The 11,987-nt window shown below is 54.7% G+C and carries 9 protein-coding genes; 4 read left to right on the plus strand and 5 right to left on the minus strand.

Features of this window, described 5'->3' with window-relative positions:
* Positions 1 to 25 precede the first annotated feature (25 nt).
* From AC5S3R_RS02920 to AC5S3R_RS02930, 3 genes are read left to right on the plus strand one after another with little or no spacing between them, the layout of a single operon-like run.
* Complete coding sequence (locus AC5S3R_RS02920; RefSeq protein WP_494265144.1) at positions 26 to 1,198, plus strand: ABC transporter substrate-binding protein; 1,173 nt, start codon at positions 26 to 28, stop codon at positions 1,196 to 1,198.
* Positions 1,195 to 2,337, plus strand: coding sequence for a CaiB/BaiF CoA transferase family protein (locus AC5S3R_RS02925; protein ID WP_494265145.1), 1,143 nt, complete (start codon positions 1,195 to 1,197; stop codon positions 2,335 to 2,337). Before AC5S3R_RS02920 ends, AC5S3R_RS02925 begins: the two co-directional genes overlap by 4 nt.
* Before the next feature lie 45 nt (positions 2,338 to 2,382).
* On the plus strand, positions 2,383 to 3,180 hold the full coding sequence (locus AC5S3R_RS02930) for an IclR family transcriptional regulator (protein ID WP_494265147.1): 798 nt from the start codon (positions 2,383 to 2,385) through the stop codon (positions 3,178 to 3,180).
* Positions 3,181 to 3,182: 2 nt separating this feature from the next.
* Here the strand turns inward: AC5S3R_RS02930 and AC5S3R_RS02935 are convergent, their stop codons facing one another.
* Genes AC5S3R_RS02935 through AC5S3R_RS02950 form a run of 4 tightly spaced genes read right to left on the minus strand, consistent with a single transcriptional unit; the run spans position 3,183 to position 6,893 of the window.
* Positions 3,183 to 3,875 carry a GntR family transcriptional regulator gene (locus AC5S3R_RS02935; RefSeq protein WP_494265148.1) on the minus strand — a complete coding sequence of 231 codons (693 nt, stop codon included), beginning with the start codon at positions 3,873 to 3,875 and terminating at the stop codon, positions 3,183 to 3,185.
* Positions 3,865 to 4,602, minus strand: a complete 738-nt coding sequence (locus AC5S3R_RS02940; RefSeq protein ID WP_494265149.1) for an SGNH/GDSL hydrolase family protein — start codon at positions 4,600 to 4,602, stop codon at positions 3,865 to 3,867. The genes AC5S3R_RS02935 and AC5S3R_RS02940 overlap by 11 nt, the downstream gene beginning before the upstream one ends.
* 54 nt (positions 4,603 to 4,656) lie before the next feature.
* Complete coding sequence (locus tag AC5S3R_RS02945; protein WP_494265150.1) at positions 4,657 to 5,676, minus strand: L-rhamnose/proton symporter RhaT; 1,020 nt, start codon at positions 5,674 to 5,676, stop codon at positions 4,657 to 4,659.
* Positions 5,673 to 6,893, minus strand: a complete 1,221-nt coding sequence (locus AC5S3R_RS02950) for an enolase C-terminal domain-like protein (RefSeq protein ID WP_494265151.1) — start codon at positions 6,891 to 6,893, stop codon at positions 5,673 to 5,675. Before AC5S3R_RS02950 ends, AC5S3R_RS02945 begins: the two co-directional genes overlap by 4 nt.
* Before the next feature lie 184 nt (positions 6,894 to 7,077).
* Between AC5S3R_RS02950 and AC5S3R_RS02955 the strand changes: the two genes are divergently transcribed.
* The gene (locus tag AC5S3R_RS02955; RefSeq protein WP_494265152.1) at positions 7,078 to 8,436 is read left to right on the plus strand and encodes an alpha-L-fucosidase; all 1,359 of its coding nucleotides are present in this window, start codon (positions 7,078 to 7,080) and stop codon (positions 8,434 to 8,436) included.
* 81 nt (positions 8,437 to 8,517) lie between these two features.
* On the opposite strand, the gene AC5S3R_RS02960 is transcribed toward AC5S3R_RS02955, so the two are convergent.
* Positions 8,518 to 11,958: a carboxypeptidase-like regulatory domain-containing protein gene (locus AC5S3R_RS02960; protein ID WP_494265153.1), complete on the minus strand. Its 3,441-nt coding sequence runs from the start codon at positions 11,956 to 11,958 to the stop codon at positions 8,518 to 8,520.
* Between the last annotated feature and the right edge of the window lie 29 nt (positions 11,959 to 11,987).

An 11,987-nucleotide genomic window follows, 5' to 3' on the forward strand; every position in this document is an offset into this window, starting at 1 on the left:
TGACGTTGGGGTGTGAGTGCCCATCATGGCGAGTTCGGCTCAAACATTTTTGCGAGGGATTACCTGGAAGCATACGCGCGGGCTACTGCCTATGCTGGCTACGGCGCAGCGCTTTGAAGAGGCTCATACAGGCGTGAAGATTGCGTGGGAATGCCGCTCGCTACAGGCATTTGCGGATGAACCGCTGGAGTCGCTGGCGGGGCGCTTCGATCTCCTGGTCATCGATCACCCTTCGTGCGGACGCGCTGCAGCGGATGGATTTCTTTTGCCTTTAGGGGATGTGCTGCCAGCAGCATTTTTGCAGGAGCAGGCCGAGAATTCTGTTGGAGCAAGCTATGCGAGCTATGTTTACGATGGCCACCTGTGGGCGTTGCCGATTGATGCTGCTACTCCGATCAGCGCTTGCAGAACGGATTTGCTGGTGCAGGCTGGGGAGGCGGTTCCGCAGACATGGGACGAGCTGATTGCGCTTGCCAGCAAGGGGTTGGTGATTGTTGCGGGACTGGCTATTGACAGCCTTATGAACTTCTTCATGCTTTGCAATGCTCTTGATGAAGAGCCGTTTGCGAGTGATGAGTATATGGTCTCAGCGCCGGTTGGGCAGGAGGCGATGCAGAGGCTTCGGGAACTTTTGCAGCTATGCCCTCGGGAATGCTTGAATGCGAATCCAATTGCGGTTTGGAATGCGCTTGCAGCAGGTTCCCATGCTGTCTATTGCCCATTTGCTTATGGGTATTCCAACTACAGCAGGCGTGGCTATGCGAAGAACGTGATAGAGGCCGGTGAGTTGGTCACTCTGTATGGCCGCCCTCTGCGCTCTACTCTTGGAGGCGCGGGGCTAGCGCTCTCTACGTGCTGCGGCGATGTGGCAATGGCTGCTTCCTATGCTCAATATGTTGCATCGGGGCTTTGCCAGAGCACGCTGTATTTTGATGCGGGCGGGCAGCCGGGACATCGTGCAGCATGGCTTGATACCGAAGTGAATCGACGCTCAAATGGCTTTTTTGAGAAGACGCTGCCGGTGCTTGATCGCGCGTGGATAAGGCCCCGTTTTGATGGCTATCTCGATTTTCAGAGCGAGGCGGCGGAATTGCTGCATGAGTATTTACGCGCGGGTGGCTCAGAGGCGCGGGTAATGGAGGGGATGAATAGTTTGCTGCACAAGGCACGCAAGACACATGAAAGTGAGGCGGGATGAAGCCGCTTGAAGGCCTGTTGGTCATCGATCTTAGCCAGTTTCTTTCCGGGCCTTCAGCGTCACTGCGTATGGCTGATCTTGGTGCTCGCGTTATTAAGATTGAGCGGCCTGAAAGCGGAGATTTGTGCCGTGATCTCTATATCTCTAATCTTGATCTAGATGGAGATAGCACGCTTTTTCACTCGATCAACCGCAACAAGGAAAGCTTTGTTGCGGACTTGAAGGATGCGGCGGGGCGCGCAACTGTGCTGGCGTTGATTGATGAAGCGGATATTGTTATTCACAACTTTCGCCCCGGCGTGATTGAGAAGCTTGGGCTTGATTATGAAACCCTGAGCGCGCGGCAGCCAAGGCTTGTCTATGGCGAAATTAGCGGGTATGGTCGCACGGGGCCGTGGTCGCGCAAGCCTGGGCAGGATCTGCTTGTGCAGTCGCTCTCAGGGCTGGCGTGGTTGAATGGAGACGCAGATCAGCCGCCGGTTCCGTTTGGGTTGGCTGTGGCGGACCTTTATGCCGGAGCGCATCTTTGTCAGGGCATTCTTGCATGCCTGGTACGCCGTGGAATTACAGGCAGAGGCGGTAGGGTTGAGGTGAGCCTGCTCGAATCTATTCTCGATATACAGTTTGAGGTGCTTACTACTTTTCTGAATGATGGTGGTCAACTGCCACAGCGAAGCAGGCATAACAATGCGCATGCTTATCTTGGCGCGCCGTACGGGATTTACGCTACGCAAGATGGGTACCTAGCGCTGGCTATGGGATCGCTGACGCAGCTTGCTGGTCTGCTTGACTGCTCCGCACTGCTTTCTTATAGCGCTGCTGAGGCTGCGTTCAATCAGCGCAATGAAATTAAGGCTTTGCTCGCGGAACACTTGCAACAGCACGCTACGGAATATTGGCTTGCGCGTCTTGAGCCGGCGGGCTACTGGTGCGCGGATGTTTTTACCTGGCCTAAGTTGATGGAGCATCCAGCTTTTCAGTCGCTGGATATGTTACAGACTGTGACTCGTGGAGAATCCATTACGATGGAGACTACGCGCTGCCCTATCCGGATTGATGAGATGCTGCTGAAGAGCTCTCGCGGCGCTCCGAGGCTTGGAGAACATACAGAGGCACTGCGGAAAGAGTTTGGACTATAAACGGAACTGCTCTCATCTTTAGTGTTTCGTGCCACACTTAAATCAATGAACACCAGAAAGAAGCTTAGCTATTCTGTTCCGGCGCTGGAGAAGGGACTCGATATTCTTGAGTGCCTGGCCTCGGCTTATGTTCCGCAATCGCTTACGCAGTTGGCGCGGCAACTCAAGCGCACGCCGGGTGAGTTGTTTCGCATGCTCGACACCTTGGAACGCCGTTCTTTTATTGCTCGCGATCCTGTTTCGGAGGGTTACTATCTCACGTTGCGCCTCTATGAGCTTGCGCATAAATATTCTCCGATTGACCAGTTATTGAAAGCTGCAATGGTTCCTATGCGCGAGCTGGCGGAGGAGATTCGCGAGTCCTGCCATTTGTGTGTGCTTAGTGGACCGATGCTTCTGGTAGTTGCGCAAGCGGAAAGCCCAGAGCCGGTGCGGCTTTCGGTAGAGATTGGAGACCGCGTGCTTCCGCTGCAGACGGCATCTGGCCGTGTGCTTACGGCATTTCTGCATTCAGACGAGCAAGAACGGTTTCTTGCGGCTGATGCTGATTTTGCTGCGATGACGAAGAGAGAGCGTGCAAACCTTGCGACACAATTCAAGCAGGTACGAAAAGATGGCTATTTGTTAGCAACGAGCACGCGCCGTACCGGGCTTGATGCCTCGTGCATTGTTGGGAATCCGCAGGTAGATGTACTGGCGGCGCTGGGTGTTCCCTTTCTGGCTGGCTCGGCAAACCACGGCAAAGAAAGCAGACTGATTCCTGCAATTCAGAGCTGTGCAGAACGCATTACCTTGGCGCTTGGCCTCACTGCTATGCAGAAGAGAGAGAGCAAGGATAGCTAAAGTTAGCGGGCGGCTTGCCAGATGCCATGCGCCCTTGTGGCGAACTGCTGCAGCGTGGCCCGCACGGCAAATTCTGCCGCCAGTGGGGCGCCTTCGCGAATCCACTCGACGATACGCTCGTGACGGCCTAGATCCGCTTCCCATGCTTTGGCTGTTTGATGCACCTGGATTGTTCGCATGGAGACGAATGCAAAGAACGGCACAAGCAACGTGCGAATTTGGGAGGATAAGAAGCGGTTTCTGCTTAGCTCGCACAGGCACAGGTGGAAACGGAGGTCCGCTTCGATGAGCCCCAGCGTATCTTTGTTCTTTGCCAGTTTTCGCATTTCATTCAGGGCGTCCTGAAGCGGCGTAAGATTCGCTTTGCATTGAGCAGCAAGCCTTGCCGCTAGCCCTTCAATTGCGCTACGCAGCTCATAGACCTGTGCGATGTCGGCCTCTGTATATGATGTAACGCGCGCGCTTCGTCCGGAGGTCTTGGTCGCGAAGCCTTCCGCTATCAGAAGATTGATTGCTTCACGTACGGAGGCCTGCGCTGTTCCGAACCGGCGCGCCCAGAAGCCTTCGATGATTCTCTCGCCTGGGGCGAGATTCCCTTGAATAATCTGGTCACGCAGCTTGTCCGCGAGGCTTTGTTTTAACAGTCCGTCTCGCGCTACGCTGCCTGTTTTAACTGAACGGCTCTTAGTTGCCATGAATCATTCCCTTTTCATGCGTTTGCGAGAGTGCGGCGCGGATGAGTTGTGCTGCCTGGTCTCCTTGCAATGCGGAGCCTTCGGGGTTGAAGTGCACGGAGTCCTGGTACTTGTCCAGATGTTTCAGCATCAGCGCGTTCTGGTCATCGATTGCAATATGCTGCGCGCTGACTAATGTATTGGCGATGTTGTTGCGTGCGTCTACTCGTGGATTCGTTGCGCCTGTTGTGGCATCGGCACGGACCGGGGTTGTGGTTGCCCATATGAATTCAGCACCGCTAAAGGTTTTGTGCAGGGAGCGGAGATAGTCAGGAAAGGCGTCCCGGTATTGCTCTTCTGTGTAGTCCCATCCGTGCATGCCGTTGTTGAAGTGAACGAGACGAAATGGAATGTTTTCCATGGTTGCGAATTCGGCGACCTGGTTGGGCAGGCGCGGATCACCTACGCATGTTGAAGTTGCGAGCAGATATACATTGGCGACATCTTTCAAGTCCTTTGTGACCTGCGGAAAATAATTGCGGGTGATGGAGTCGCCCAGCAGCAGCACATTTGGCAGCTTGGAATCCGGATGCAATGGCCTTACCGCCCAGGTCCACTCGATTTCCTCTGGCTTGGAAACAGACTGCGCGACTAAAGGCACTGCGCTTACAAGTGCCGCGAGAAGCAGCATGAGCACTAGCTTGAAATGCGCTAATTTCGAGTTGCAATGCAATTTGGAGAGTTCCATGTTCCTTGCTCCATCCATAGGTTCTTATCGTTCTTCATCTATTGCTGATTGGCGTTAACGTGTGGAGAATGCTGTTGCTACTGTTGCGATTGCAAGCACCAGCACTCCGGCGATAAGCACGGCGAGGGAGTAGCGTGGCGCTTGCTTCCATTCTCCTGTGACTACACCTGCAATGTTAGCGGTTAGCACCATCGCTATCTGGTAGATGGCCCATCCCGCGGCGTCGCCCAGATGCCCGAGGAAACGAGTGGAGATGCCGTAGGTGGCGACGGCGCCAATCCAGAGAAGTCCCATCAGCATGCTTAATAGCGCATCTTGCTTGCCGTGTTTAAGCAACTTCCAGGTTTGATTTCGGGCGAGCAACCATAGGGAGTAACCAAGATTGGGAATGAGGCCGCCTGCGAGAGCTATTGGCCATACGGCAAATGCCGCGTTTGAAGCTGCTGTTCCCGCATGTATAGCTGCATCCGCAATTGGTGTTCCGAATGCGAGCGAGAGATTGAGCATGGAGGACAACAGGCCTGACAGGACTGCGATGGCGAGGCCGGTAAGATATGCGGAGTTTTTGCCGGGCTTGTTATCGAATGGAGCAGGTGCGGCACTGCGCTCACGCAGTGCACCGGCGAGGCCGGAAAGCGCAACGCCGACGACCATGAGGCCGCAGCCAGAGATTAGCATTGCGGCGTTTTGGCTGAATAATTGGTCCCGGTGCAATGCGACCAGCGGAATCATTGTTCCGAAGATTGTGCCCAAGCCAACGATAAGCGTGAAGGCCAGCGACATGCCCAGACGCATCACAGAGATGCCGAATAGTACCTGTGCGATTCCCCATCCGAAGCCTAATAACAGCGTGGGGAGCCATGCTGCTGAAGGTAGCGAAAGATAGAGAGCGGGCCATTTGGGGATTACCAATGCGGCAATCAAGCATGGCACGAACACGAGGGATACAAGGCTGAAGAGAAGCCATACGCACTCCCACGGCCATAGGCGGATGCGCTTTTGGGGCAGCATACAGTTGCCCACGCAGATGCCACCAAGCAGGGCCATGACAATGCCGATTGCGTTGCTGCTCATAAGAGGTCGGAACTGCTGCCTGGCTCCTGCGGTGTGCGGTAACGGCCTGCCAATAGCTGCGCCGGGTGAACGAAGTAGCGGCTGAGGTGGGGGATGTGTTCGAGAAATATTTCCGGGTGGCCCACGACGATGTGGTTTACCAAGACGAGGTGCTGATGAATCTGTCCCATGTCTCCGACGTGCGGCACGACCGGCACCTTATATTTGCGGGCGAGAAGGCTGACGGCAAGGAACTCGCTGACGCCTCCGAGGCGCGTGCAGTCGGGCTGTAAGAATGCGACACACCCTGATTCCAGATAATTCTTGAAGACTACGCGGTTGGGTACGTGCTCTCCGAGGGCGAGGGCGAGCGGGGCAATTTCTTTTGCGAGCACCTGGTGTGCATGAACATCGTCGGGATGGGTTGGCTCTTCAATCCAGAAGGGTTTGATGCTTCCCAACGCTTTGCATGCGGTGATGGACGCTGGCAAAGACCACTGCTGGTTTGCGTCCAGCATGATGGCTGCGTCGTCGCCTACAAGATTGCGCAGATTGTGGGCGCGCTGCAGATCACGTTCGAGTGATCCACCAACCTTGAGCTTGAATGCGCCGAAGCCTTGATCGAGGCTGCGTTGTACGTTTTCGCGAATCTGCGTGTCCCCGTAGTGATACCAGCCGACACTGGTGTCGTAACCGGGATAGCCTTCTTCGAGAATGCTGGTGCGGGCGCTGCGGTTGGGCAGCTCTTCACGCAACAGGCTGAGCGCTGTGTCTCTGTCGAGCACATCTTCGAGATAACTGAGATCCAGCAGGTTGACGAAGCTCTCGGGAGATAGGCTCAGGAGCAGCTTCCACAAAGGCTCTTGACGGGATTTTGCCCATGCGTCAAAGCAGGCGTTGGTGATGGACGCGAGTGCGAGATGCACGACTCCTTTGTGCGGCCCGAGCCAGCGCAGATGGGGATCGTCGGCCATTTCGCGGAACTTGACTCCATAAGAGGCCATCAATTCTTCCAGATTGCAACCGACCAGCCTGTTTGCAAGCAGCTCGATTGCGCCACAAACCAAATCGTTGCCCGTGCCCATGGTCAGGACGATTCCTGTTCCCTGCACTCCTGAATCAAGATTGATTTGAGTTACGGCAAAGGAATACTGAGGGGTGGAGTGCACGGCATCGGAGCCTTCTCCCGGCTCAAGTTGAAATCGTGCATCCCGCGTGGTGACAGCTTTGATGAACATCTTTATTCCCGTCCAGATTCAGTCTCTGTACATCGCTGGCGGAATTTTAAATGAGCGCTCAAATATCGACAATCTCTATTTCTCGATACGCAGCGTAACTTTCATTTTCTATGCGATAATTCTGAAAATTATTTGAAAAACTGCTTGACACTCGTATTTTCGCGGTCCTAACGTTTGTGCTACTATGAGCGCTCAAATTATTCCACGCCGTGATTTTCTGCAGCTTGCACTTGCTACCTCCGCTGTATCGTTTTTCCCTCGCATTAGCTTTGGATCGACGCTTGAGGATGAACGTACCGCATGGTACCGGGAGGCAAAGTTTGGCATGTTCATTCATTGGGGGCCGTATTCGCTTGCCAGCGTTGAAGCCTCGTGGCCGATTATGCGACCCAAGCCCGGTGGGATTAGCGAGGCGGAGTACCACGCGCTGCCGCCCCGGTTCAACCCAAGCAAGTTTGACCCGGGTGCGTGGATTGACCTGGCTCGCACGGCCGGGCAGGAGTACATGGTCTTTACTACGAAGCACCATGATGGCTTTTGCATGTTCGACTCGTCTTACACCGACTACAAAATCACAAATACTCCTTACGGGAAGGACATTGTGAAGGAGTTGTCGAGCGCTTGCGACGCAAGAGGGATGCGGCTTGGCTTTTACTACTCACCGCCCGACCTGCATCATCCTGATTTTCGCGATACGTCGAAGCTGGCCAGTGAGAACTGGAATGGCGAGCCGGAGAGGCCGCAGTGGTCGCTTTACCTGGACTACATGCAGCTCCAGTTGTCGGAACTGCTGAGGAAGTATGGCCCTGTTGTGTTGATATGGTTTGATGGCTTAAATCACCAGGAGAAATATGATGGAGAGCGCTTTCTGAAGCTGATTCACTCGCTGCAGCCGGCGACACTGGTGAATGATCGCATTGGCGTTCCTGCTGATTATGTGACGCCGGAGCAGTTTATTCCCAAGGCGATTCCTACCAAGGCGGCGTACTTTTCTGCTACGGACCAGAGTGTGAATCGTGAGCTTAAGCCGGGGGTTCCGCGGCTGGAAGACTTTCAGTTGTGGGAAACGTGCATGACGATTAATGACACATGGGCTTACAACATGCACGACCATAATTACAAATCGACACAATTTTTGATTCGCTGCCTGGTTGAAGTGGCTAGCCGCGGAGGAAACTTCCTGTTGAATGTTGGTCCGCAGCCTGATGGGAGTATTCAGCCGGAGTTTCAGGAACGTCTGCAGGGTATTGGCAAATGGATGGCTGTTAATGGCGATTCGATCTATGGAACGACCTATGGGCCGGTTCAGGGAGTAGATGGAATTCGGACTACTACGAAGCGTGAGAGCATCTTTGTTCATGTCTTTGACTGGCCTTCTAAACCGCTGGATGTTCCGGGAGTGCAGAAGAAGGTTATCTCTGCTCATCTGCTTGCGACTGGTCAGCCATTGAAATTTCGGCAATCAGAGGCTGGGCTGCAGATTGATCTTCCGGGGCAGGCTCCTGATGCGGATGTGAGTGTGATTTCACTTCGGACGCTGTAGGACTTCTGGATTGGGAACCAAAACGCAAGCCGCAGGATTACATCCTGCGGCTTGCGTTATTTTGTGCTTGTTTTCTGTTTGTCAGAAGATGATCTTGGCTCCGAATTGCAACTGACGGGCGGTGCTTGCCGTACTGTTTACCCTGCCGAATGTTGCGTCGTTGTAATTCGAGTCCGGCGTGCCGAAGACAGGGTGATTGGGAAGGTTGAATGCTTCCGCGCGGAATTCAAAACTCAACGAGTCATGAATTGGGAATTGCCGGAAGATGGAGGTATCGAGGTCCCAGTAGCCTGCGGTGCGTAACGAGTTTCTGCCTGCGGTGCCATACGTGTACAGGTCAGGGACTCTATATGCGGCGGTGTTGAACCACTCCAGCGATGTTCGATGCGAGATTTTGTTGGGGTCGCCTATGACATCCAGCGTTTCGTAGGTTGCTCCATTGCCGGTGTTGGCAATATCGCTGCTGATAACTGGAGTGAATACCTGGCCGGAACGAGCTACGAAGATGTTATTGAGTTGCCAGTTGCCCAGCACATAATCGACGAAGCCATTGCCGGTTGAGTATCGCTTCCCTCTTCCAACGGGAACTTCAAAGAGGGTGTTTACGGAGAGGACATTTCTCAGGTCAGTTCCCGAAACACCGCGGCTGCCAAAGCCGGCGGGGTTGTAGGGGTCCTGAGGAACGGAACCTTCTACGCCGAACCATCCATCGCCACCTACGTTGATGGACTTGGACCAGGTATAGGCAACTTGATAGGAGAATCCATCGGCATAGCGCCTGGTTAACTGGAACTGCATGGCGTGGTAGGTTGACGAGCCGATGCTGCGGTCGTAGTAGGTTGGCGCGATGTACGGGTATGGAGCGCGTGCCTGAGCATCGCCGGGGCCCGGTGTGACGGCTGTGTTGTAGTAGCCGCCAACGTCAGCCCTGCGACCTACTGAGCCTACATAGTTCAAGCCAACTGTTGTGGAATTGCTTAACTGACGCTCTACGCCGAGTGTCCACTGTTCGGAGTATGAGTTCTTGATGTGTGGGTCGTAGAACCACTGCACCTGCTGGAAGGGAGTGGGTGCGGGGAAGAGCCCGTTGGTGCTTCCTGCAAATGGGTCCTGCGCGGTGAGCGTGGGCTTTGCAGAAGTAGTGGTGGGAATGTTCATGCTGTTGTTAATCAACTGGCCAATGTCGGGCCATGAGCCTTCAATGTTCTGCGACATCTGGCTGACGGCGGCCCAGTTGTCATAGACGATTCCAAAGCCGCCGCGTGCGACAGTCTTGGGATCAAAGCGATAGGCGAAGCCTACGCGTGGGCCAAGGTTTGTGTAGGTGTTGTGGGCTATCTCTCCGCGCGGGTCTACTACGACATGGTCGGGAAGGTTGCCATCACCGGGGATGCAGGGTGCATGACCGCGCACGCTGCAAGGTGGTGGAACTTTCTGCAGAACATATGTACCGTTGGAGAAATCCATGTCTCCGGTTTCGATTCCGCCGTTCTCACCGATGGTGGAATCTGTGCCGTAGGGTGGAATGAAGGTGAGGTCGTAACGCAGGCCTACGTTCACTGTCAGCTTGGGCGTTGCTTTCCAGATGTCCTGAACGAACGCGCTCAGCACACCGCCCGGGCGGGTTTGCTCATTGACGTTGCGGCGGTTTGCGCTGCCGGGAACATCGAGAATGAAGGACGCCATTGGGTCGCCTGGCTCCGAGGAATTTTCAGGGTTGCCCGTTTGCTGCGCCTGGAATCCAAGGTTGGCGTAGCCGATGGGAGTGGCAAAGGTGTTGGAGATGTATCCAGCGCCGATGTGAAACTCATGATTGCCAACGATCTTGGTTACAGTTCCGGTGACCTGGGTGCTGTCCGTGACTTTCGGCTGGTTCTGGATGCTTTCACCGCCGTCGGAATATCCGGAGATTCCGGGATTGGGGATAAGATTTCCGCCGTCTGCTGCATTAAAGCTTCCGGCAAAATTTGTGGAGAATCCTATCTGGCTGAATATGTCCGTGGTGGACGCAATGTAACGGGTTGATCCGTTGTGCTGCACGTTTGTATGGCCTGCATCGACCTGAACGATGAGGCTGGGATTGAAGGTGTGGACGAAGCTGCCACCCCAGTTGCGGCCGGGAGTCTCCGTGGTGTTGCGAAGGCTGGGCAAGCCACCGGATTGCTTCAGTGTCGAGTCGATTGAGCTATAGCGGAACCATGCCGAAGTGCCGGAGCCGATTGTTTGATCGATGCGCGCGGTCCACTCGTTCTGCGTTTGAATCACCGGGGTAGGGTCGATGGCGTTGTCCCCTGTTCTGGGATCGACTGGCCCGGCTGCAGGGAAAGCAAACTTTGCGTAGGCCACCATTGTGGGGTTAATCAGGCTGGAAGGGATCTGATTTCCCGGAAAGGGGTCGCGTATATATTGGCCGGGGTTGTTAGGATCAGGCCTTGTTGAAAACGGATTGTAGATTTGCGTGGGCCAACTGCTTTCGTCGCCGGCGAGTTGTGCGTCTGTAGGGACCAGAAGCGGGCTGTTGCTGGCCTTTGTGTAGCGGAATCCCTGATAGGCACCGTAGAAGAAGGTTTTGTTTTTCCCGTTGTAGAGCTTGGGGAATATGACCGGGCCGCCCGCGGAGACGCCGAACTGGTTCTGGCGGAAGGCTGGAACGGTGGAAAAGTATTCGTTGGAGTCGAAGTCATTGTTGCGGACGTATTCCCACAGCGTGCCGTGGAATGCGTTTGTTCCGGACTTGGTAACGACGTTTACGACACCGCCGAGGACGGAGCCGTACTGTGCGTCATCGGTGTGGGAGACGACTTTGAATTCCTGAATGGCGTCGATGATGGGTGGCACGGCGTATGTGCTGAGCAAGCTGCCGTAGTTCATCAGGCCATCGGTGAAGTAGAAGTTGCTTCGGTTGGTTTGTCCGTTGATTGCCGGGAAGGTGAACGAGGAGCCTTGTGTTGTGGCTGGACCTGCGAATCCACCGCCGCTGCTTTGGCCTGTATTAATGGGAACGACGCCGGGAGTGAGCTGGAGCAACTGTGTGAAATTGCGTCCGTTCAAGGGGAGGTCGTTGACCTGCTTGGTGGCCATTACGGTGCCGAGGTTGGAGCTGGTCACATCCAACTGTGGCGCTTCTCCGGTTACGGTAACGATGGTGTTCTGCACGCCGATGCTCAGGACGAAATCGAATGTTGCTGTTTGTCCTACAGCGAGCGTGAAAGAGGCGACCCGCTCTGAGCTGAATCCGTTTGCAGTGGACTCCAGTTGATATCTGCCTGGGAGGATGCTGACGATTGCGTATACGCCGTCGTTGTTAGATGTGGTGGTGCGTTCTACGTTGGTGTCGAGGTTTTTCAACTTTATGGTGGCGTTGGGGATGACTGCCCCTGAAGGATCTCTCACCACTCCGTTCAGCGACGCGGTAGATACCTGGGCAATACCGTTCATCGCCAACAGCAAAAATCCAACGAACAAGCTCAAAAGCCGGATGCCTGTCCGTCGGGTCTCCCGCGGGCCTACGTTTCTTCTCATTGCGCCTTCCCTCCCTAATAAGTGAATCT

This window comes from Occallatibacter sp. FHG110214_02 (assembly GCF_059115385.1).

What these genes read in the sequence shown, in the direction of transcription:
- AC5S3R_RS02920 (WP_494265144.1), top strand. Translation starts at nt 26, where the DNA reads ATGGCGAGTTCGGCTCAAACATTTTTGCGAGGGATTACCTGGAAGCAT.
- AC5S3R_RS02925 (WP_494265145.1), top strand. Translation starts at nt 1,195, where the DNA reads ATGAAGCCGCTTGAAGGCCTGTTGGTCATCGATCTTAGCCAGTTTCTT.
- AC5S3R_RS02930 (WP_494265147.1), top strand. Translation starts at nt 2,383, where the DNA reads ATGAACACCAGAAAGAAGCTTAGCTATTCTGTTCCGGCGCTGGAGAAG.
- AC5S3R_RS02935 (WP_494265148.1), bottom strand. Translation starts at nt 3,875, where the DNA reads ATGGCAACTAAGAGCCGTTCAGTTAAAACAGGCAGCGTAGCGCGAGAC.
- AC5S3R_RS02940 (WP_494265149.1), bottom strand. Translation starts at nt 4,602, where the DNA reads ATGGAACTCTCCAAATTGCATTGCAACTCGAAATTAGCGCATTTCAAG.
- AC5S3R_RS02945 (WP_494265150.1), bottom strand. Translation starts at nt 5,676, where the DNA reads ATGAGCAGCAACGCAATCGGCATTGTCATGGCCCTGCTTGGTGGCATC.
- AC5S3R_RS02950 (WP_494265151.1), bottom strand. Translation starts at nt 6,893, where the DNA reads ATGTTCATCAAAGCTGTCACCACGCGGGATGCACGATTTCAACTTGAG.
- AC5S3R_RS02955 (WP_494265152.1), top strand. Translation starts at nt 7,078, where the DNA reads ATGAGCGCTCAAATTATTCCACGCCGTGATTTTCTGCAGCTTGCACTT.
- AC5S3R_RS02960 (WP_494265153.1), bottom strand. Translation starts at nt 11,958, where the DNA reads ATGAGAAGAAACGTAGGCCCGCGGGAGACCCGACGGACAGGCATCCGG.